Genomic DNA, 20,672 nt, shown 5'->3' with positions numbered 1-20,672 from the left:
CGGGACCGCAGGTCGGAGGCGAACCAGAACGACGCAGCGGTGCTCCAAAGATGTCAAGGCCGGAGCACCGTAGCGGCTGGCCTGACAAAACTCTTGCGCCCCCGCTTGAAACCCATGACGGGCTCGCCCAACCCGCCGAAGACCTCGGTCTCGTCTTCGCCTTCCATTACGAGGATGTCGGCCATCGCGCCGACATCCAGCCCGTAACCGTCGATCCGCATCAGCCGGGCTGCATCCTCCGAGACGAGATCCAGGCAGGCCGCGAAATCCTCCGGCCCGAGATGCATCACATTGGCGTAGAGATTGGCCATGCGCAGAAGTGAACAGTCGCCAAAAGGCGTGAACGGGTTGAGTATGTTGTTGCTGGCGATCGATGCCGTGACACCCCGATCCTTGAGGATATGCACGGGTGCTATGCCTCGCACGGCGCGAAAACCGGCTTCCCGGCCGTTCAGATAGAGATCGGTCGAAGGCAGCGCCGTTACCGCGACGCCCGCTTGGAACAACCGCGCGACCCGACGTTCAAATATTGCTTCGTTCATGGTTGCAAGCTTGGTCACGTGGCCGACAGCCACCCGCCCGCCCCAACCGGCTTTTTCCGTCCGGTCGCAAATCTCCTCAAGATGCCCCCAGCTTGGATCGAGGTCAAAGTCCAGATGGAAATCCAGGTCCACGTCATGTCGCGCGGCCAAGGCGAAAAGCCGTTCCATCTGGCCGGACGGATCGCTGTCGGTATAGGGGCAGCCGCCGAGAAGGTCCGCACCTTCGGCAAGCGCCTGTTCGAGCAATTCCTCCGTGCCCGGATCATTGGTCAGCCCTTCCTGCGGAAACACGCAGATGGAAAGATCGAGTGCAAAAGCATAATCCTGTCTCAACCGCTTCATCGCCTCGAAACTGCGCAAGCCCGCCCGCGGATCAACCTCCACATGGGTGCGCATGTGCATCGTACCCTTGCCAATTGCCATCTCTATCGTCCGGGCTCCGCGGGCATAGACGTCCTCGACCGTATAGTCCCGCTTCAGACGGGCAACCGCGGCAATCGCGCCCTTCAGCCCGCCTCCTGCATCGCTGCAACGGCACAAGAGGCACGACTTGTCGAGATGAACATGGGTATCGACGAAACCCGGCAGCACCAGCCTCCCACCGACTGCCTCATCCTTCCGGCCTGCTCCCGTCGCGATCTGACCAATAGCGGCAATGCGGCCATTGGTGACGCCTATATCCTGCAGCGCGGCGCATCCGTTCACGCGTGCATCGCGCAGCACAAGATCGAAGGATTCTTGAAATGACATATTGCAACTCGATGGGTAGTTTGCGTAACAATAACTGTATGCACTTTTGAAGAAACATTCGCAACAGATTTGGAGATTCCCATGAACGAGGCAACAGAACGCGATCTGCAATCGGTGAAGGACTATCTCGCTGCCTCAATGGCGCGCGATCCTGCTCGCGCCGCGACCTATGTCGCCCCGGGCTTCATCTGCCGCTTTACCGGCAATCGGCTTTTTGACACACCGAGCGGCCCAACCGACTTCAACACGGCTCGCTATAAATGGGTGAAGAAGCGTATCGAGCGTTACGACGTCGTGCCTGGCGAAACGGAAACCATCATCTATAGCCTCGGCTATCTCTACGGCGAATGGCCGGACGGCACCCCTTTCGACAACAACCGATATATCGACCGATTCACCGTGCGTGACGGCCTGATCCTGGATACAGACGTCTGGAACGACAGCGCCGAATGGATACTCGACCCATCCGTCGCCCGCTAAACGTCAGAGGAGCCCGGCTCCTTTCAGTCTGCATAAGGCGCCAGGATATCCATCAGGTCGCGTGGCTTGGCGCCTGAGCTTTGCAACAGCGCCCGCGAGGCAACCGCCTCGAGATGCTCGACCATCATCGCCTCAGCCTTCTCCGCCGGCCCGGTGCGGATCACCTCGATCAGGTCAAGATGCTCGCTGACCGCGCAGTCGGAGGAGTGTGGCCGCCCGAAGGCAGCAAGCGACAGGCCTGCACGATAACAGATTTCCGTGACATATCGGATCAGGATAGGCTTGCCGGTCATCTCTGCCAGAAGCACGTGGAAGTCTGTGGCGAGGCGGATCGAAGCGCCTTCAGGCCCGTGCCGGGCCTCATGCTCGGCCTCGACGATTGCCTTCAGCTGCTTGGCCTGCGCGTCCGTCAACTTGCCCGCGAGACGTCTCACCACCTGCTTTTCCAGATCAAGGCGGATGTCAAAAATATCCCGTGCATCCTCGAAGGATGGCGTAGCGACCACGGCGATACGGTTTCGCCGAAGGTCGACGAGACCTTCGGCCGCAAGCTGGCCGAGCGCGTGACGGGCAATAGTGCGACTGACACCGAACCGCTCACCGAGCGCATCCTCCGGCAGCCGGTCACCCGGCTGCAGCGCCCGCTCGATGATGGCACGGCGCAGAGCCGTACAAATCGCTGCGACGCGATCCCCTTCACCTCTTACCGAACGTTTACTGCCGGTCATTGCCAACCCTCTTCTACGGCCAATCGATAAGCGAGGCGACGGGGAAAATCAACTCGGCGCGCTGCCGCATTTAAATGCAAGGCAAATCAAAAATGCCCAAAACACATGCATACAATTAGTGCATTCATTTTACACGCCGGAGATATCGCATGCAGAACAAGACAATTGAACATGCATGTATGTTGGCACGTTGATTGCATACAGTTATCGAAACGCTTTTCACGGTGACCTAATGCTGACTGTGCCTAAACTGACGACATCCGCCGCTCCCGCCGTGGAGCTCTCGCAAGCCGCGGTTTCCTTCGGCCGCAAGGAACAGGCAGTCGTTGCGCTGCAAGAGACGAATCTGCGCATTGCCGACGGGGAATTTGTGGCACTCGTCGGCCCCTCCGGCTGCGGCAAGTCAACGATCATGCGGCTTACCGCCGGCCTGCTGCAGCCGACCAGGGGCGCGGTCATCGTTGGCGGGCGAGAAGTTGGCGCCAAGGCGCTGCGCATCGGCATGGCCTTCCAGAACCCGACCATGCTTCCCTGGCTGACGATAGAGCGCAACGTGATGTTGCCACTCAAGATCGTGAAGCCGTTCCGTGCCGAATACCGAGCGAAGAAAAACGGTGAATTCCGCGACCGGGTCCGCGCCTTGCTTGCAGATGTCGGCCTGGACAAGTTCGCCAGCCATTACCCATGGCAGCTCTCCGGTGGAATGCTCCAGCGCGCCAATCTCTGCCGAGCGCTCGTTCACGAACCCAGCCTGCTTCTGCTCGACGAACCCTTTGGCGCGCTCGATCAATTTACCCGCGAAGAACTATGGGGCACGATGCAGTCGCTCTGGATGAAGCGCAAGCCGACCGTCCTGCTCATCACCCATGACCTGAAGGAAGCAGGTTTCCTGGCATCCCGCATCTGCGTCATGAGTGCGCGGCCCGGTCGCATTATCGATGATAGCCCCGTCGATTTCCGGCGCCCCCGCACAATCGAAATGACCTTCGAGCACGATTTCGTCGCGCTCAACCAGCGCCTGCGCGAACTCATCATCGATGCCCGGTCTGACACCGCTATCCAGGGAGCCTGACCCATGACCTACGAATTGCGCCGCCGCTTCTGGGCCGCCGCTCTCATCCTCGCGTTCTTCGTCCTTTGGGAAATCCTCTGTATCGCCTTGCAGGTGTCCGATCTCGTCGTGCCTCGTCCAAGCCAGGTCTTCCAGACGCTGGTCGAGCGCTTTCCGATCCTCGTGCCACATATAATACAGACACTCTGGACGACGATGGTTGGCTTTGTCCTCGGAGTGGCGGTCGGCGTTGCCATTGGGGCTGCAATCGGCGTGTCGCGCGTGGCTTACGATACGGCTTACCCTTTGTTGATCGGTTTTTCGTCGATCCCCAAGGTAGCGGTTGTGCCAATCTTCGTTCTGTGGTTCGGCTCCGGCTCCGTGCCGGCAATTCTCACTGCGCTCGCCATGTGCTTCTTCCCGATCGTCGTCAACATCGCTACCGGCCTTGCAACGACCGAGCCGGAGCTGGAGGACGTGCTTAAATCGCTGGGCGCAAGCAAGCTCGACATCCTCTGGAATGTCGGACTGCCGCGCACGATGCCCTTCTTTTTCGCCTCGCTGAAGATCGCCGTCACCTTCGCCTTCGTCGGTTCTGTCCTGTCGGAAACCGTGGCCTCCAACCGCGGGATCGGCAATGTCATGATGTCGGCCTCGTCCAATTTTGATGTGCCGCTGGTCTTTGCCGGCCTTTTCATCCTCGCCCTTCTGGGTGTGCTTCTCTACGTCGCCTTCTCCCTTATCGAGGCACGCGTCACGGGCTGGGCCGCCCGCGGCCAGGATTTCACTGCCGCCTGAACATCTACTCAAAACAAATGGAGCCAGACATGCTGAAGAAACTGATCTCGACTCTTGCACTTAGCCTTTGCCTCGGCGGTGTCGCCCGGGCTGACACGGATATCAAGTTCACCCTCGGCTGGAAGACGCAAGGCTCGGACGCCCCCTTCCTGCTCGCCTTGCAGAAGGGCTACTTCAAGGACGAGGGCCTCAATGTCACCATCGATCAGGGCGAGGGTTCGGCGGCAACGGTCACGCGTATCATGTCGGGCGTCTACGATGCCGGCTTCGGCGATATCAATGCCATCATCCAGAATGCCGCCACACGGCCGAACGACGTGCCCGTCATGGTCTACCAGCTTTGGAGCAAGCCGCCCTTCGCCATCGTCAGCAAGAAGGAAACCAACATCACCAAGCCGGCCGATCTGGAAGGCAAGAAGCTGGGCGGTGCGCAGGGCACACCTACAACCCGCCTCGTCAACGTGCTGGGTACGATCAACAAGGTTGACATGACCAAGGTCGCGATCGAGAACATGGGTCCCAACCTGCAGGAGCCGATGCTCATCAAGGGCGATATCGACGGCGCCCTCGTGTTCAACATCACCAGCTGGTTCAACCTCATCAATAATCGCCAGGACCCGGCAAAGGACTACAACTGGCTGTCCTTCGGCGATTATGGCCTTGATCTCTACGCCAACGGCATGATGGTGTCGCAGAAACTCGTCAGGGAAAACCCGAAAGCGGTGGAAGGACTGGTACGCGCGGTGAACAAGGCCACCAGGGAAATCGCCGAAAATTCCAGGGCAGGCATAGAGGCCGTGTTGGCCTACGACAATCTTGCCAAGGAAGAACTCGAACTTGCGCGCATGAAATTCTCCTACGAGAACCTGATCATCTCGCCGGAAGTCGAAAGGCTCGGCCTCGGCGACGTTGATGACGCTCGTCTTGCGCGTTCGATCGATATCGTGGCCGAAGGCTATCAGCTGCCTTCCAAGCCAAAGCCCGAACAGGTATTCACCCGCCAGTTCCTGCCGTCCTTGGACGACCGCAAGCTCGCCTACAAGATCGACTGAGCGAGCCACGATGTGCATCCCTGGCCGGAAGTTTTCGGCCAGTCCGTCAAGAGAGGAAATATCATGTCGCTACGTGTGCCGGAAGCTGCCCTGCCGGGAATGGTCACCAGTCCACATCCCCTGGCAAGCGAAGCCGGCGCAGCGGTACTAAGACGTGGCGGCAATGCTATCGAGGCGGCCGTTGCGATCGCTGCGACACTTGCGGTGGTGATGCCGCATTTTTGCGGTCTGGGCGGCGATGCCGTATGGCTGGTCGCCGACAAGCAGGGCCTCCGCCGGTCCTTTCTGGGAATAGGTCAGGCCGCGGCGGTCCTTCCCGACTATCAGACGGCAATCCCGCTGCGCGGCCCCTCTTCCATGATAACGACCGCCTGCGCGGTAGATAGCTGGGGTCATGCCCTGGCGTTTGGACAGCAGCATTGGCAAGGCCGCGAGCAGCTTTCCGATCTTCTGATGCCCGCAATAGCTTTTGCGGAAAGCGGATACCAGCCGGGCAACACACAAGATTTCTGGCTTGAATTCAGACGCCCCGAAATAGCCCACTGGCCGGGTTTCGCAGCCGCGTTTGATCATCCAGCAAGCATGGGCATTTTCACGCAACGTCCGCTCGCTCGAACCCTTCGGCACATCGCCGAGCATGGCTATCGGTCCTTTTATGAGGGAGAGTTGGCGCGCCGCCTTGGAGAGGCGATGGCTTCGCTGGGCTCGCCGATCACTGCTGTCGACTTGCAGCTCACCCACACCCGCGATGCGGAACCCGTGTCGCAGGACTATCGCGGCGTAACGCTTTTCGCCCCGCCCCCGCCGACGCAGGGGCTTTCCACACTTGCAATCCTTGGCATTCTGTCCCGGCTGGATTTGGCGTCACTACCGCCATCAAGCGCAGCGCGTTACCATCTTTTGGTTGAAGCCGTGAAACAGGCGTTCCTCGATCGCGAGCACATCGCCGACCCGGATTTCGCCGACGGCAACTCTCCCGGCTTTCTTGACCCAACCCGGCTTGAGAAGAAAGCTCAGGCCATCGACCACGAGCGGGCGCTCGAATGGCCTCATGCTTACCAGCATGGTGACACGGTCTTCTTCGCGGCAACCGACGAACAGGGGCGCTGTGCAAGCGTGCTTCAGAGCACATATTTCGACTGGGGCAGCGGCGTGGTCGTTGGCGACACCGGCGTCATCTGGCAGAACCGCGGCGCGGCGTTTTCGGTTGCAAGCGGCCATCCGAACGCCATAAAGCCTGGAAAGCGGCCCTTCTATACCCTCAACCCGGGCATCGCGTTCAAGGATGGATCCCCCTATTTGCTTTACGGAACGCAAGGGGCGGATGGCCAGCCGCAGACATTGTCGCTGGTGCTCACAGGCCTGCTCGACTACGGCATGACGCCCGAACAGGCTTTGGCACAACCTCGTTTTCTGCTTGGCAAGACATTTTCCGACGTGCATCACAGCCTGAAAGTCGAGCAGTCGCCTGACGCGAACATTATCGGGGGACTGACTGCGCTTGGGCATGACGTCTTGCCACTGCCGGCACTGTCGCCGATTTTCGGACAGGCGGGCGTCATCTGCATCCAGGATCAAGAAACGATTCTTGGATCCCACGATCCACGTGGTGAAGGCGTTGCCATGTATGTTTCCACCGATCGAAAATCAGCAACGTGGTTTCCGTGATCAAGCAGCAGCTCTCATGGCGTCCTCCCTGGTCTCAAAGAGTATCGAATGGTTTTCCTGCCATCGGCGCGATTTTCGTGAAGAGCAAATCCTGATCTTGCCACTGTTCTTCGAAACTCGTGATTGAGCGCGCGCTCATTTCGGGATCGAGCGCACCCAGTTCTACCGCCGTATCCGTCGATATCGAGCGGAGTGTTCACAGCGTTGCTCCAAAGCAGGTCTGTAGCATCTGGCCATTGCCGTCGCTTCCACGCGCAAAGATCGCTCGAAGCGCGTATCGCCTTCGACACCATCGCATTCAGATCGCGCTGGCTATAGGGGACAGACGACGCTCCTCGCCGGTTTTTGCACGCCGGACGGGTTGGTCAATCCAATTCAAAACAGTTTATGCCACTCCCTGCATTACTGGTGGACGGATATCGTGTATTTCTGGGGAAAGTCGGTGAAGGAGGGAATAATGCGGGTCAAAGCAGCTGTGTTGCAGAGGATGAATGTGTCTCCTCCTTACCGCGAAAGCAGGCCTCTTGCGATTGAGGAAATCGAACTTTCGCCGCCCGGCCCCGGCGAAGTCCTCATTCGCATCCGCGCCGCCGGCCTTTGTCACTCCGATCTTTCCGTCATCAACGGTGACAGGCCCCGGCCAATGCCGATGGCGCTGGGGCACGAGGCAGCCGGCGTTGTCGAGGCCCTTGGGGATGGGGTCCGGGACCTCGAACCGGGTGATCACGTCGTAATGGTCTTCATGCCGAGCTGCGGGCATTGTCTGCCTTGTGCGGAAGGTCGGCCAGCGCTTTGCGAACCGGGTGCTGCGGCCAACGCAGCAGGAACACTTGTCGGCGGCGCGATAAGGCTGAATTATCACGGTCAAACCGTCCATCATCATCTCGGGGTATCCGCTTTTGCCGAATATGCCGTCGTTTCGCGCAATTCGCTTATCAAGATCGACCGCGACCTGCCATTTGTGGAAGCCGCGCTTTTCGGCTGCGCGGTTCTGACGGGCGTGGGCGCAGTCGTGAATACGGCCGAGATAAAGGCCGGCTCAACCGCCGTCGTCATCGGGCTGGGTGGCGTCGGTCTTGCCGCGGTGCTGGGAGCCCGGGCGGCTGGCGCCAGCAAGATCGTCGCCGTCGATCTTTCAGAGGAAAAGCTTGCGCTTGCCGGTGAACTTGGCGCGACAGCAGTGGTGAGCGGACGCGATGAAGATGCCGTCGAACAGGTTCGACAGCTTACCTCCGGTGGCGCTGACTATGCATTTGAGATGGCCGGTTCCATTCGCGCTCTCGAAAATGCCTTCAGGATGACCAAACGCGGCGGCACGACCGTGACCGCAGGCCTGCCGCCGCCGTCCGCGACCCTGCCGGTGAACATCGTGCAACTGGTTGCCGAGGAGAGGACACTCAAAGGCAGCTATATCGGCACCTGTGTGCCCGTCCGCGATATTCCGCGGTTCATCGCGCTTTACCGTGATGGGCGGCTGCCGGTGAACCGTTTGCTCAGTGCAAGGCTCAAGCTCGAGGATATCAACGAAGGTTTCGACCGCCTGCATGACGGAAGCGCTGTACGCCAGGTCATCGAGTTCTAGGAGCTGCGACGGGATGCCACTGCCACCGAGATCGCTTCGGAAACCCGGGCGACAAGCCCGGATCCGCTAATTTGAAGACACGCCATCCGATGATCCTGACAGCCCGCATCGCAGAGCACGATCTCATGCCCTTCGATCTGCTTCGTCAGCAATATTTCCCGCAGGACCGGAATTTCCTGCGGGCGCATCTGACGATGTTTTACCGCCTGCCGGGCGAATATGTGGACGTAATTGGCGAGAGCCTACGATCCATTGCGAAAGGTACCAGCGTGATTTCGGCCCAAGTCAGCGGTGTCCGTCATCTCGGTGCTGGCGTCGCGTTCACGATCGAAAGCGCGACGCTGAACTCGGTTCGTGGTGCCCTGCGGAGCGATTTCGTCCAATGGCTTGGCTCCCAAGACATGCAGGCGTGGCGACCGCACATCACGGTTCAAAACAAGGCTTCGCGAGCGAAGGCAAACGAGCTTTATCGCACGCTTACAGATGGCTTCTCGCCCCACGACATCACGATTGTAGGGCTTGACCTGTGGAGATATCTCGGTGGCCCCTGGGAAAGGGAGGCCACCGTGCCGTTCACCGATTGACACGCTGCGACGAAGATTCCGAATGTCTTAAACCATAAAGGGCGGACGTTTCAGGCTGCCGCGATCAGACGCGTTGCCGGCCGGGTGGCGGAAAGCTGAGGGCCGAGCGCGAGACGTGCCGCCTCATAGGCGTGCCATAGCTCGACATCCCTGAGCGCGGGAATGGTGCTGGTTTCCCCCTGATCGAGCCCGGCCAACGCGGCATCGACCATATCCTCGGCCTGCATGACGATCTCGTCGGGAAGATGTTCGACCGGCAGGCCTCCAATTGCCCAGAAGTCGGTGCGGGTGGCACCGGGCAGGACGGCCTGCGCCCGGATGCCACGGTCCGCGAGTTCGTGATTGAGCGATGTGGTAAACGCCTGCACAAAAGCCTTGGTACCACCGTAAACGCCGTTGAGCAGTTCTGGCGCAACCGCAACGATCGAAGCGATATTGATCACCGTGCCGCCGCCGCGCGACACCAGGCCTGGCACTGCCGCGTATGTCAGGCGCATCAATGCGGTCACGTTGAGCCGGACCATGGCTTCCATGCGATCGACATCGCTTTCCAGCAGCGTCGTGTGGGTGCCGATACCGGCATTGTTGACCAGCGCCGTGATGTTGGCGTCTTCACGCAGCACTTTTTCAACGCGGGCAAGATCGGCCGTATCGCCCAGATCGGCGGCAAGCACTTGAACCACACGACCCGTCTTGTTCGATATCTCAGAGGCGAGCGACTGCAGCTTGTCCCCGTTTCGGGCTACAAGGACCAGGTCATAACCGCGCGCGGCTAGACGGTCAGCGTAGATTGCGCCGATGCCGGTTGAGGCGCCGGTGATGAGTGCAGTTCCCTTTGTGGTCATTGATCTGTTCCTTGTTCGGGGGAAAGCGCCATCGCTTTCGACACGGACGTTATGGACCAGATGACATTTGTCCGATATGACGTATAAACTACGTTTTTAAGACACAGGATAGGAGGAACGGGTGCCTCATATTTCCATGGTGCTGACGCCGGGTTTCCAGTTTCTCGCGCTGGGCGTCCAAGCTGCTTTCGAGTTGGCCAATGTGTTGAGGGATGAAGCCTATTATACGCTCTCGATCACCTCGGTCGAAGGTGGCCCTGTCATGTCGTCCAGCGGTTTTTCCGTGCCGACCACAAAACTCGATGAGGTGGGACAGGTGGATACACTGCTTCTTCTGGCAGGCCTCCTTCCGCCTCCGCAGCAGGATGAAGCAACGCTTGCCACCTTGCGCGCAATGGCCAGGGCATCGCGGCGGGTCGCAGGGCTCTGCACCGGATCGTTTCTGCTTGGGCAAATGGGATTTCTCGACGGACGGCGCGCAACTACCCACTGGTCCTATGCGCAGGAGATGCGCAGGTCCTTCCCAAAGGTGCGCGTTGAAGACGATCGCATCTTCATCAACGAGGGACCGGTCTGGACATCGGCCGGCCTGACCGCCGGCCTGGATCTCGCAGTGGCACTGATCGAAAAAGATTTGGGACGCGATGTGGCAGGCGCGATAGCCCGAAGACTTGTAATGCATCATCGCCGGGCCGGTGGTCAGTCGCAACATTCTGAATTGCTCCAACTTGCACCCAGCAGTGACCGCATCCAGAAGACGCTGATCCATGCGAAGACACATCTTGCCAACCCTTTGACCGTCGAGGAACTGGCTGAGGTCGCGGCACTCTCGCCCCGCCAGTTCAGCCGTGCGTTTCATGCCGAAACCGGCCAGACACCCGCCAAGGCCGTGGAGCAAATCCGCCTTGAGGCAGCTCGCCTGATGATCGAGGAGACCCGGCACCCGATGGATCAGATCGCGCGCGAAAGTGGTTTCGTCGATCTTCGGCGCATGCGCGATGCCTTCATGCGGCAGTATGGACAACCGCCGCAAACCATCAGGCGGCTTGCAAGGACCGCCTGATTAATAGTCTGAAGAGAGATAAGTGCCCTTTCCCCCCGGGTGAGACCCCGGACGCTTTAGAGCCGAGTTCAATAACCGGTCATTTCCAGGTAGCCTCGTCCCGAGGCCGTTCCCGTAAACTCGACTGGCCCCTCCCAGTAAGGGGTCGAGGTCGCCATCCATGCCTGCTCGTTCAGCGCCGTCGTTTTGATGTTGAGACCCCGGCTTGGAATCTTCAGGTTCCATTCCACCGGAACCGCCTTGCCGTTCACCGTTGCGGTCCGCAAGGGCGAAATCTGTATCTCCCGGGGATCGACCGGCGAGGTCGTGCCATCGGCCGAAATCCAGTTGGCAGACGTATAACCTCCTTCGTCATCTCTCAGCCTGAACGCCATCATCTTTTCGCCGGATGCGAGGTGGAGGGAAAACCAGTCCCATCCCGTCTGATTGGAAGCGAGGGGCTGGGATGACCACTCACGATCGAGCCAAGCTTTGCCTGTCACCTGCAGGACCCGGCCCTCAAGAACGACGTTGCCGCTGACCTCGTAGAAGGGCTGGGAATAATAATAGCTGGCCTGCCCGGCGGCTGATTTGACCGAAAAGCCCCCGTCCCCCTGAAGAACCAACGGGCCGTTCGCCTGAAGTTTGAGCTGATAATGAAAACCTTTGCCGCTGGCGTTCAAATCAATTTTGTCGAGAGGGTCGGCATGTCCAGTCACTGCCGTCTTCATCTCCCAATTATCTATCCATGCCTTAAAAGGAGCGACCCCGACACCCGCCTGTCCAATGCCGCCGCGCGCCAGTCTTTCGGCAACATAATGGCGGCTGGCGGTTGTCACGGCGGCGTGGCCCAGCCAGATCTGCGGATCCGCCCATCCTACCCGCTCGCCGGGCTGGAGCGCCGAACGAAAAAGCGTCCATTGAGCCCCTAGCTGCTCACCGTCGGCGGTCTGGAGATTTGCGGTGACGTACCACCATTCGATCCTGAAGTCCGGATGCGGCCCATGCTCCCGTGGAAAAACCAGCGGCACCCCTCGTCGTGGAACGCTGAAGCCTTCCGCATTCGACCCCAGTCCGGCGAAACCCTGCGCTACCGATGCCGCCGGCGCGAGAAGACAACAGACGAAAAAAAGACGAATGATGGGCCTAGCGTTCATTGGCAAATATCCTGAGAAGGTCCGTGGGTGTCGTTTTCGCCAATCGCCGGACCGGGATCAAAACCGACATGATGGCGGCCACGAGGGCGACAAGGCCCAGTTTCAGCCATTCCATCGGGAAGAGGATCATCGGCAGCCGCCATCCGAACGCTTCCACATTGATGATCACGAGGAGAACCCAGGCCAAAGCAAGCCCGACGGGAATGGCGGCCACGAAAGTTATGAACCACAAAGCGAGTGTGCGGATAAACTCCAGCCACGCCAGATCACGACGGCGAAGTCCGAGCGCCCAGACCGGGGCCAGTTGCGGCAACCGGAGTGAGGCGAGCGTCAAGAGGCTTGAAAACATCGCAAAACCGGCAACGCCGAGCGTCAGGACGTTCAGGGCGCCCGTCACCGCAAAGGTCTGCTCGAAAATGGCTGCGGATTGCCGCTTAAGAGATGCCTGGTCAACGATATTGGCTTCCGGCAGGCCGAATTCGTCCATCAGGCTGCGTCGGAAATCCGCCACCTCCTCCGGCGCAAGGCGAAGGCCATATCGCAGTTTTTCGACATCCGGATAGTGCTCAACAAGTGCATCAATGCCGATAATCACCTGTCCGGACGGATTGCCGTAATCCGAAAATACGCCGACGACGGTAGCGCTCCAGCCACCTGGCAATTGGATTTTCTGGCCAGGTGAAGCTTTGCCGGTCCGCCACAACTGCTCATTGACGATTGCGCCCCGGCCGCTCGCGATTTCATCCCAGGTCGTGGGCGAGCGAAGGATCAACGGCCAATGATCCCTGTAGGTAGGATCATCGGCGACACCAAAAATCTGGACCTGTTCGCCTGAGACGTCACCACGGCTGCTCCAGATGGGCAGAACCGCACGTGTATGTTGAGGAAACCACTGGCGTAGCTTCTCGGCTTCCGTCTCGTCTCGCGCTGTCACGTAAACCTCTGCTGCAAGTCGCTGATCGAGCCAACCCAGAAATGTCTCTCGAAAGCTCGAGACCATCGTGCCGACGCCGATATTGGCCGATAGCGCAAGCAGCAATGCCATCAAAGCAAGGGAGAGCCCGGGCAATTGCTGACGCGTATCTGCAAAGAACCATCGCACCAGTATGTGTCGGGAAACGTGTTCGCCTGCCTTCATGGCAAAGGAGAGAAAAGGAGGAAGAATGAATGCCGCGCCGAGCAGCAGCGCGGCCAGAACCGCAAATCCGGCTAGGAGCCCACTGCCAGTCCAGACAAGCAGGCCGGACAGCACGATCAGAAATGTGCCGATTGTTGCCTGTAGCACCAGCCCCCTGACCGATGCCATTGTCCATGCCCGGCTATGCGCTGCGGACAATATCGGCATCCGCCAGACACGCCATAGATGTTGGAGCGAGGAAAGCCACGTCCCGATCAGCGCCATGCCTAGACCAGCCAGCCACCATTCAGGCCTGATGGAAAGTGAGCCTGAAACGCTCGCCCCGTAAAGCCCACTGAGCGTCGCGGCAACCCCTGGCAGAAGTGCAGAAGCGATGACATAGCCGAGAACGACGCCAAAGGCGCCGGACAAGAGCGCAAAAAGCGTAATTTCAACAACGAGCATCACAGTGAGTGAGCCGAGCGAGATGCCGAGCGATCTCAAGGTTCTGAAGGTACCTCGCCTCTGCTCGAATGACAGACCGGTTGCGGAATAGGCGATAAACAGACCAACGACAAAAGCAAGGAAGCCGAATGCCGTGAGGTTGAGATGAAAACTGTCGGTGAGCCGCGCAACGTCCGATCGCCCGCCCGCTTCTCTTATTGTCAGGTCCGGTGCGGCAACCGCGATTGCCTGACGATCCACTGCTTGTGAGGGTAAAATGACGATCCGGCTGAGATCTCCTTTGCGTTCGAGGATGCGGGCGGCAGTGGAAATGTCGACAAAGGCCGCCCCGTCGGGAATATTGGCCGTCGGTCTGACGGCAAGACCCGCCGTATCCTTTAAGGCGCTGGCCGTCGCCGGTGAGACGATCATAACGCCGGGCGCCGTCATGAAGTCTATAAGGCCGGATCGGTCCGAAGGGGGAAGTACCGATCCATCCGAGGGCATCGTCAACGGGTCAATCCCCGATCAGCCTGATACGCGTCGTCCCGAACCGGTGTTGACCTTCGATGACCGGAGAGACATCCAAGCCGGCCCGGCGAAGTCTGGCGTAGGTTTCCAAGGCTATCATGCCGCCGTCTTTGGCGACCAGCTGATCCAGCTGGTTTTGAGACAATAGCGAGGCCGCCCTGTCATAGCTGGCACGCGCTTCGGAATTGATGGCCTGTACGGCAGACCATAGCGCTGTCGCGAGCGCCACGCCCATGACGAGCATCAAGAATTGCAGTGGTCTGTAGCGCCAGTGCGAGAGCAGCGCACTGAAGGCGGTCGCGTTCATTGCGACACCTTTCCGCCGCTGAGGGCAATGCGCCGATCGAGTTTTGCGGCGAGCCGGCTGGAATGGGTGACGAGCAGAAGCGCGATTTTCGCTGACGTCGTCAGTCGCAGCATGATGTCGATAACGATATCTGCGGTGTTCTCGTCGAGATTGCCGGTCGGTTCGTCGGCAAGGATCAGCGGCGGCCGGGCCGCAAGCGTCCTTGCGATCGCAACCCGCTGCTGTTGCCCTCCCGAGAGCTGCTCGGGATAACGGTCGAGGAGCGCCGCAATTCCCAGGGCTTCGACCAGTGTCTTTTCCCACGTCCGATCAAAACGGCCAGCGAGCTTTGCGTGGAAAGAGACATTGGAGCCGACATCGAGGCTCGGAATCAGATTGAACTGCTGAAAAATCAAACCGACGTCATGCCGGCGAAATATTGCGCGGTCTCTGTCGTTAAGATCGGTGATCGTACGGCCGTTCACCCTGACGGTGCCGCTGTCGGGCAGATCAAGGCCGCCAACAAGATGCAGGAGCGTGCTTTTGCCGCTGCCGGATTCTCCCGTCAATGCAAGGCTCTCTCCCGCGTCAACGCTCAGATCAACGCCATTGACAACCGGTATCGTCCCTTCGGCGGTCTGATAGGTCTTTCTGAGGCCGGAAATTGATAGGATCATGGGAGCTTTGGTCTCTAACTAATCTTATATGATCGGATGTGGTCACAGATTTCAACCAAGCTGACCCGACGATGTTCCCTTGGCGCGAGACAGAAGCCGGCCCCGATTTTTGTCTACCAATACGATGTCCACCACTTCCACGGGTATTTGGAATCAATGACCAAGTCGGATAAGCCTGTTTGCGGATGTGGTTGCGATTTCCTGCGGATCATTCGAGGTTTGAGGTGACGGACGAATTTTCTGCTGAACTTGATGACTTGCATCGCACTACCTTCGACTACTTCTGGTCCGGCAGCCATCGCGAGAGCGGACTTCCCAGGGACCGCATGGGATCAGATGGTCAGACGATCCACGAAATCACATCCATATCGGGGGTGGGGTTCGGATTTCTTGCGCTCATTGTCGGCGTTCACCGGTCCTGGATTACGCGGCAGGAGGCGATCGATCGGGCGAACCTTATGCTGCGATCTCTCGGCGCGGTGAAGCGATTTCACGGCGCTTTTCCGCATTTTGTCCACAGCTCCGGCGGAAAGACAATTCCATTTGCGAAGTTCGATGACGGCGGCGATCTCGTTGAGACTGCACTTCTGGTTCAGGCACTGATCTGCGCCCGCGAGTTCTTCGACGAGCCGACATCGACGGAAATGGATCTGCGCCGGTCGGTTACCCACATCGTGGAGGCAGTGGAGTGGAACTGGTTTACACAGGGAAAGCCCGGCCCTCTCTACTGGCATTGGAGCCCCCGCTTCGGCTGGGCGAAGAACCTGCCGATTGCGGGATGGAACGAGGCTCTGGTCACTTACGTTCTTGCGGCAGGATCGGCCGCGCATGCAATAAACCCGGTCTCCTACCACTCCGGCTGGGCGCGCGATGGCGAGATCAGAAACGGCGCGAGATATCTTGGCGTCAGGCTGCCGCTCGGCGAGCCGTATGGAGGTCCGCTCTTCCTGTCGCAATATTCATTCTGCACTCTCGATCCGCGCGGTTTGGGTGATGCCTATTGCAATGATTATCTCGAGCAGGTCCATGCCCATAGCCTCATCAACTATCGGTATTGCAGCACCCGTTATGCGCCGGAAGACGGATGGGGTCTATCGGCCTGCGACGGGCCGAAGGGGTATGCCGTCAATTCTCCGACCGATGACCATGGCATCATTACCACGACGGCTGCGCTCTCTAGCATACCGTTCCTGCCGGTTCGATCGATACGGGCGGCTGTGCGCTTTCTGCAATGGCGTGGCGGCGCACTAAGGGGTCGTTTCGGCCTGATGGATTCCTTCCAGCCGTCCACCGGCTGGGTTTCAAAAACCCATCTCGCCATCGATCAGGGGCCCGTAGTTGCTATGATGGAAAACCATCGCAGCGGCCTGATCTGGGATTTATTCATGAATGCGGCGGAGGTCAGCCGTGGCTTGATAAAGCTGGGCTTTCACACGGACAGGTACCGGGAAACAGATGATCTCCTGGCGTCGCGGTAACGGAGACCTGCCAGTTCCTATGATCGGCTGCAGCGGACCCCGGAAGGTAGAGTTTAATCACTTGACGGAGGTGTTTTACGCCTCCCTTCGCCGCTGTCACGGCCCTACCACTCTATCCTGCGGCCGTCATAGGCGAAGAACTGCCCTGTCTGGGCGGGCGTAAGTCCATCTATCGTTGCCAGGAGACTTGCTGCGGCGTGTTTCGGTGAAAAGCGCTCCCGGCCCTTTGAAAAGGCCTGCGAGAGATCAGTATCCACCGTGCCCGGATGGAGCGCCACCACGATGGACTGCGGATGGGTACGCGCGATTTCGATCGCCGCGGTTCGGATTATCTGGTTCTGGGCGGCCTTCGATGCCCTGTAGGAAATCCAGCCGCCCAGTCTGTTGTCTCCTATCGATCCGACGCGTGCGGACAGCGAGGCAAAAACGCACCGTTCCTCCCGTTTCAGAAGCGGCGCAAAATGCTTCAGCAGCAGGGCTGGTCCGATCGAATTGACAGCGAACTGTTTGGCCATTTGGGAAGGATCAATCGCCTTGATCGTCTTTTCCGGTCCGACGCCATCGATCGTCAGCGCACCCGTTGCATTAAAGACCAGATCGAACGAGCCGCGCTGATCTGACAGGCGGCTGACAGCCCCGGCGACACTCGCCTCGTCGATGATATCAAGATCACCTCCGCTGCGCGAGAGTGGCAGGGCGAGCGCGCAGCGAGGATCTGTCTGAAGGAGAGACAGCAAAGCCCCTCCTATGCCGCCGGATGCCCCTATCACGATCGCCCTGTAACCATTTGCGAGGGAATGTAGCATCGTCAGGGTCCTTTAGCGCTGAGCTGGAAACTCAAGCTTGTTGACGTCGTAACCCAGCTTGCGCGTTTCTGCGATCATTCTTTGAAGTTTGCTTTTGGAGGGCACGCTTCTGGCGTAGATCCACACGTCATCCGTGGAGGGATTGGCGCTGATGAACCACGATTTGTCCGGGGATTTATACAGGACCCAATAGTTGAAAGTGATGAGGAGAGGATAGCGAACCCGCATCTTTGCATTCGCAGAACCGAAGTCCTCTATCTTGCCGACGCCCCTGATGGTTTTCAGCCGGCCCTGCGGAGTGTCGACCCGGCAGCCGTCTTCCACCAGAACCTCGTTTGCAGCCCTGCCCTGCCGGTATGTCGAATAGCCGGCGACGCAGCCGTCGGTGAGCAGCATCGGCATACGGCCAATCTCAAGCCACTTGCCGCGGTAATGATCGCTCCCAACCGGCACCGGCTTTGGGCTGGCGGCGGAAGCGGATTGCGCCGATAGCGCAACCGCAAGCGTTAGCGCTCCGATCAGCTGCTTGACACCTGTGTGCATGAACTCCTCCTCTTGATGGCGCCCATAGGTCCAGGTATCCGCCCGCCTTTGCGGCATACCCCACAGCGATGAAAGACGAACGCTGGCGGCATAGAACGCATCCGCGTCAGAAAGCGTTGCACAGGCTGGCCAGTTCAGGCCATCGGCAAACCCTATTTCGCTGATGGTCCTGCGATAACGGATTTCGCCCTGATGCGAGCGGCCTTTCTGTAGGCTCGAGGTGTAAGCCCCATCTCCGTCCGAAAGTAACGATTGAAGTTCGACAGGTTGTTGAAGCCCGCCTCGAAACAGACATCCGTAATCGATGTCTCGGTCTCCGCAAGCAGGGTTCTCGCGCGCCACACACGCACCGAACGGCTATAGTCGGAGAAGTTCATGCCGGTAAGGCGCCGGAAGGCACGGGAAAATGCGGAGGGCTCGAAGCCGACCAGTTCTGCCACTTCCTGCATTTGCGCGGCAGGATTCGATTGCAGTATCTGGATCGCCTGATCGATCCTGCGATGTCTGCGGTCAGACACCTGATTATAAACGGATATGAAGTGTTCGCTGGCGAGCAGCCGCTTCTCGGCGGCTGTTTCGATATCCTCGAGGATTTCCAGAAAAAGGCCCAGTCCGCCGCGGTGTCCTGCCGAATGCAGCCTGAGGATCTTCGCCCCGATAGTAAACGCGTCTTCCCCCAGAACCTCGATCCCGCGTTGCGCCAGGGGTTTCAGTCGGTAGAGCACGTCAAACTCCGGACAGACCGAGCGGACGCCGATCAAGGCATCCGCGTCGAACTGGAGGACCATGTCACGGCCGGGCAAGGCCGGCGCGCCCGGTGTAATCCAGTTATGGGGAAGGTTTGTCCCCGTGAGCACCAGATGCCCCGGACGGAACGAACCGATGTAGTCTCCCACATAAGCGAAGCCGGTAGCATCAGGTATGAAGTGAATTTCCCATTCGGGATGATAGTTCCAGATGCAGATCGGGTTGGGATAGTCGTCCCGGCGGATCAGATAGGAAGCGCCTCTGGGCAAGACGATCTGCTCGCGCGTGGCGGTGAAGGTCTCAGATACTGATTGAGGAAAGTCTGATGCAATACGCATTCATCTGCTCATGTTATGGCGCACAAATGTCAAGATAATACCAGTTCTGTGACTGACGCCAACTAGTTTGCGTCCGTCGCTTGCGCAAATCTGGACGCGTCGATGGCACGGGAGTTGCCACCAAGGGAGGACATCATGACACTCAATGCTCTCCGCGCAGGCTGCGCGGTTGTTGCCCTATTTGCCGCGTCCAGCGCGTTTGCCGCCGCACAATGCACGAGCGACGTGCGTGTTCTGGCACAGCCGCGCGACGGACTGACCCTTCTCGAAAAATATGTCGATGAGTTCGAAGAACTATCTGGCGCAGGCTTCGAGATCAGCTATCTCAACGAGAATGATCGCCGCGCAAAGTCGCAGGCCGACGCCTCGACAGTCGGTAGCTTCAACGTCTATTACGTTGACGAAGCCAATCTGGCGCTTTTTGCCTCGTCAAAGTGGATCGTTCCGCTCGAAGGCTTTTACCCGGCAGAATACGACTACAAGGACTTCGACGCAGGCATGCGCGCCGCTGCGACCTACGACGGCAAGGAGTGGTTTGCACCGGTACAGGGCGGCGGCGACCTGATGGTCTATCGCACCGACCTTCTGGAAAAGGCGGGCATCGCCCCGCCAAAGACATGGGACGAATATTTTGCCGCCGTGAAGAAGCTGCATGACCCGGCCAATGGCGTCTACGGCACTGCCCTGCGCGGTCAGCGCGGTTCAGGCGCCAATGTCTGGCGCTGGATGCCCTTCTTCAAGGCAAATGGCGGCGAGTGGTTCAAGGATGGCAAGCCTGCCTTCAATTCCGATGCGGCCGTAAAGGCGACCGAGACCTATCTCGAGCTCTTCAAATATTCCGCACCGGGCACGCAGACCGGCTCCTGGGACGAGTCCACCGGCGCTTTCCGCTCCGGCAAGGTGGCGATCATCATCGAATCCGCACCTCTTGGCGGCATGTCCGTCGATAAGGCCCAGAGCCAGGTTGCGGACAAGGTGGCATTCTCGGTTCCGCCGTCGCCGCTGCCCGGCGCCGGTTACGCCCATGGTTTTGCGATTGCTTCCAAGGCCAACAAGACTGACGAGGAGAAGGCCTGCGCCGGTCTCTTCGTTGCCTGGGCGACATCCAAGGAACAGGAAGCACGCCGCCTCGCCGCCGGCCAGCCGGGCGAACTGACGCGCACCAGCACCTACCAGAGCCCGGAATATGCCAAGACCTTCGGCCAGAACCTTGCCGATGCCATGGCCGCGACCGGTGAAAAGACCACCGTGACCTTCTGGCAGGATGCGCGTTGGCAGGAACTGGGCAACCAGTGGGGCATCATGCTCGAAGAGCTGATCACCGGCAGCCGCACCGATATCAAGGCGACGCTCAACGAACTCGAAGCTTTCGCCGCCAAACTCTGACGCCTCCCAAGCCGTCTGACGGGCGCGTCCAGTGACGCGC

At 59.2% G+C, this 20,672-nt stretch carries 18 protein-coding genes and 1 pseudogene; 10 read left to right on the top strand and 9 right to left on the bottom strand.

The window, feature by feature from the left end:
- Positions 1–53: 53 nt before the first annotated feature.
- A complete protein-coding gene (locus tag QE453_RS06410; RefSeq protein WP_262622349.1) occupies positions 54–1,292 on the bottom strand; it encodes an amidohydrolase family protein in 1,239 nt (412 codons plus the stop codon).
- Between the two features lie 81 nt (positions 1,293–1,373).
- On the opposite strand from QE453_RS06410, the gene QE453_RS06405 reads away from it, so the two are divergent.
- Entirely contained in the window at positions 1,374–1,772 is a 399-nt protein-coding gene (locus QE453_RS06405; RefSeq protein WP_034498438.1) for a nuclear transport factor 2 family protein, read from the top strand.
- Between the two features lie 23 nt (positions 1,773–1,795).
- Here QE453_RS06405 and QE453_RS06400 read toward each other — a convergent pair whose 3' ends face one another.
- A complete protein-coding gene (locus QE453_RS06400) occupies positions 1,796–2,500 on the bottom strand; it encodes a GntR family transcriptional regulator (RefSeq protein ID WP_006698708.1) in 705 nt (234 codons plus the stop codon).
- A 232-nt stretch (positions 2,501–2,732) separates the two neighbouring features.
- Here QE453_RS06400 and QE453_RS06395 point away from each other — a divergent pair, with 232 nt between their 5' ends.
- From QE453_RS06395 to QE453_RS06370, 6 genes are all read left to right on the top strand, one after another.
- A complete protein-coding gene (locus QE453_RS06395) occupies positions 2,733–3,572 on the top strand; it encodes an ABC transporter ATP-binding protein (protein ID WP_006698709.1) in 840 nt (279 codons plus the stop codon).
- A gap of 3 nt (positions 3,573–3,575) precedes the next feature.
- The gene (locus QE453_RS06390; protein ID WP_006698710.1) at positions 3,576–4,349 is read left to right on the top strand and encodes an ABC transporter permease; all 774 of its coding nucleotides are present in this window, start codon (positions 3,576–3,578) and stop codon (positions 4,347–4,349) included.
- Positions 4,350–4,378: 29 nt separating this feature from the next.
- On the top strand, positions 4,379–5,401 hold the full coding sequence (locus QE453_RS06385; RefSeq protein WP_111813533.1) for an ABC transporter substrate-binding protein: 1,023 nt from the start codon (positions 4,379–4,381) through the stop codon (positions 5,399–5,401).
- Positions 5,402–5,464: 63 nt separating this feature from the next.
- Positions 5,465–7,069, top strand: coding sequence for a gamma-glutamyltransferase family protein (locus QE453_RS06380; RefSeq protein ID WP_262622348.1), 1,605 nt, complete (start codon positions 5,465–5,467; stop codon positions 7,067–7,069).
- A 457-nt stretch (positions 7,070–7,526) separates the two neighbouring features.
- Entirely contained in the window at positions 7,527–8,651 is a 1,125-nt protein-coding gene (locus QE453_RS06375) for a zinc-dependent alcohol dehydrogenase family protein (RefSeq protein ID WP_262622347.1), read from the top strand.
- Between the two features lie 71 nt (positions 8,652–8,722).
- Entirely contained in the window at positions 8,723–9,235 is a 513-nt protein-coding gene (locus tag QE453_RS06370; protein WP_234826073.1) for a 2'-5' RNA ligase family protein, read from the top strand.
- 50 nt (positions 9,236–9,285) lie between these two features.
- On the opposite strand, the gene QE453_RS06365 is transcribed toward QE453_RS06370, so the two are convergent.
- Positions 9,286–10,080, bottom strand: a complete 795-nt coding sequence (locus QE453_RS06365; RefSeq protein WP_309776540.1) for an SDR family oxidoreductase — start codon at positions 10,078–10,080, stop codon at positions 9,286–9,288.
- Positions 10,081–10,201: 121 nt separating this feature from the next.
- On the opposite strand from QE453_RS06365, the gene QE453_RS06360 reads away from it, so the two are divergent.
- Positions 10,202–11,143, top strand: coding sequence for a GlxA family transcriptional regulator (locus QE453_RS06360; RefSeq protein ID WP_197483830.1), 942 nt, complete (start codon positions 10,202–10,204; stop codon positions 11,141–11,143).
- 68 nt (positions 11,144–11,211) lie between these two features.
- Here QE453_RS06360 and QE453_RS06355 read toward each other — a convergent pair whose 3' ends face one another.
- From QE453_RS06355 to QE453_RS06345, 3 genes and pseudogenes are all read right to left on the bottom strand, one after another.
- The gene (locus tag QE453_RS06355) at positions 11,212–12,279 is read right to left on the bottom strand and encodes a lipocalin-like domain-containing protein (RefSeq protein WP_309776539.1); all 1,068 of its coding nucleotides are present in this window, start codon (positions 12,277–12,279) and stop codon (positions 11,212–11,214) included.
- A pseudogene (locus QE453_RS06350) lies at positions 12,269–14,678 on the bottom strand (FtsX-like permease family protein). The gene QE453_RS06355 and the pseudogene QE453_RS06350 overlap by 11 nt, the downstream one beginning before the upstream one ends.
- Positions 14,675–15,334: an ABC transporter ATP-binding protein gene (locus QE453_RS06345; RefSeq protein ID WP_309776538.1), complete on the bottom strand. Its 660-nt coding sequence runs from the start codon at positions 15,332–15,334 to the stop codon at positions 14,675–14,677. The pseudogene QE453_RS06350 and the gene QE453_RS06345 overlap by 4 nt, the downstream one beginning before the upstream one ends.
- Before the next feature lie 326 nt (positions 15,335–15,660).
- Between QE453_RS06345 and QE453_RS06340 the strand changes: the two genes are divergently transcribed.
- Positions 15,661–16,812, top strand: a complete 1,152-nt coding sequence (locus QE453_RS06340; protein WP_309776929.1) for a glucoamylase family protein — start codon at positions 15,661–15,663, stop codon at positions 16,810–16,812.
- Between the two features lie 104 nt (positions 16,813–16,916).
- On the opposite strand, the gene QE453_RS06335 is transcribed toward QE453_RS06340, so the two are convergent.
- The 3 genes from QE453_RS06335 to QE453_RS06325 form a co-directional block, all read right to left on the bottom strand.
- Positions 16,917–17,618, bottom strand: a complete 702-nt coding sequence (locus QE453_RS06335; protein WP_167497255.1) for an SDR family NAD(P)-dependent oxidoreductase — start codon at positions 17,616–17,618, stop codon at positions 16,917–16,919.
- Between the two features lie 12 nt (positions 17,619–17,630).
- Positions 17,631–18,161, bottom strand: a complete 531-nt coding sequence (locus tag QE453_RS06330; protein ID WP_072493660.1) for a lipocalin family protein — start codon at positions 18,159–18,161, stop codon at positions 17,631–17,633.
- Between the two features lie 152 nt (positions 18,162–18,313).
- Positions 18,314–19,246 carry an AraC family transcriptional regulator gene (locus QE453_RS06325; RefSeq protein ID WP_309776537.1) on the bottom strand — a complete coding sequence of 311 codons (933 nt, stop codon included), beginning with the start codon at positions 19,244–19,246 and terminating at the stop codon, positions 18,314–18,316.
- A 135-nt stretch (positions 19,247–19,381) separates the two neighbouring features.
- Here QE453_RS06325 and QE453_RS06320 point away from each other — a divergent pair, with 135 nt between their 5' ends.
- Entirely contained in the window at positions 19,382–20,632 is a 1,251-nt protein-coding gene (locus QE453_RS06320) for a sugar ABC transporter substrate-binding protein (RefSeq protein WP_004438056.1), read from the top strand.
- The last annotated feature ends 40 nt before the right edge of the window (positions 20,633–20,672 follow it).

Origin of the sequence: Agrobacterium sp. SORGH_AS_0440, assembly GCF_031453135.1 — a bacterium.
Classification (GTDB): Bacteria; Pseudomonadota; Alphaproteobacteria; order Rhizobiales; family Rhizobiaceae; genus Agrobacterium; species Agrobacterium pusense.
The sequence above is the reverse complement of the archived record's forward strand: the minus strand, read 5'-3'. Positions and strand labels throughout refer to the sequence as shown.

What these genes read in the sequence shown, in the direction of transcription:
- QE453_RS06405 (WP_034498438.1), top strand. Translation starts at nt 1,374, where the DNA reads ATGAACGAGGCAACAGAACGCGATCTGCAATCGGTGAAGGACTATCTC.
- QE453_RS06380 (WP_262622348.1), top strand. Translation starts at nt 5,465, where the DNA reads ATGTCGCTACGTGTGCCGGAAGCTGCCCTGCCGGGAATGGTCACCAGT.
- QE453_RS06325 (WP_309776537.1), bottom strand. Translation starts at nt 19,246, where the DNA reads ATGCGTATTGCATCAGACTTTCCTCAATCAGTATCTGAGACCTTCACC.
- QE453_RS06400 (WP_006698708.1), bottom strand. Translation starts at nt 2,500, where the DNA reads ATGACCGGCAGTAAACGTTCGGTAAGAGGTGAAGGGGATCGCGTCGCA.
- QE453_RS06395 (WP_006698709.1), top strand. Translation starts at nt 2,733, where the DNA reads ATGCTGACTGTGCCTAAACTGACGACATCCGCCGCTCCCGCCGTGGAG.
- QE453_RS06335 (WP_167497255.1), bottom strand. Translation starts at nt 17,618, where the DNA reads ATGCTACATTCCCTCGCAAATGGTTACAGGGCGATCGTGATAGGGGCA.
- QE453_RS06410 (WP_262622349.1), bottom strand. Translation starts at nt 1,292, where the DNA reads ATGTCATTTCAAGAATCCTTCGATCTTGTGCTGCGCGATGCACGCGTG.
- QE453_RS06355 (WP_309776539.1), bottom strand. Translation starts at nt 12,279, where the DNA reads ATGAACGCTAGGCCCATCATTCGTCTTTTTTTCGTCTGTTGTCTTCTC.
- QE453_RS06385 (WP_111813533.1), top strand. Translation starts at nt 4,379, where the DNA reads ATGCTGAAGAAACTGATCTCGACTCTTGCACTTAGCCTTTGCCTCGGC.
- QE453_RS06365 (WP_309776540.1), bottom strand. Translation starts at nt 10,080, where the DNA reads ATGACCACAAAGGGAACTGCACTCATCACCGGCGCCTCAACCGGCATC.
- QE453_RS06375 (WP_262622347.1), top strand. Translation starts at nt 7,527, where the DNA reads ATGCGGGTCAAAGCAGCTGTGTTGCAGAGGATGAATGTGTCTCCTCCT.
- QE453_RS06320 (WP_004438056.1), top strand. Translation starts at nt 19,382, where the DNA reads ATGACACTCAATGCTCTCCGCGCAGGCTGCGCGGTTGTTGCCCTATTT.
- QE453_RS06345 (WP_309776538.1), bottom strand. Translation starts at nt 15,334, where the DNA reads ATGATCCTATCAATTTCCGGCCTCAGAAAGACCTATCAGACCGCCGAA.
- QE453_RS06390 (WP_006698710.1), top strand. Translation starts at nt 3,576, where the DNA reads ATGACCTACGAATTGCGCCGCCGCTTCTGGGCCGCCGCTCTCATCCTC.
- QE453_RS06330 (WP_072493660.1), bottom strand. Translation starts at nt 18,161, where the DNA reads ATGCACACAGGTGTCAAGCAGCTGATCGGAGCGCTAACGCTTGCGGTT.
- QE453_RS06340 (WP_309776929.1), top strand. Translation starts at nt 15,661, where the DNA reads ATGGGATCAGATGGTCAGACGATCCACGAAATCACATCCATATCGGGG.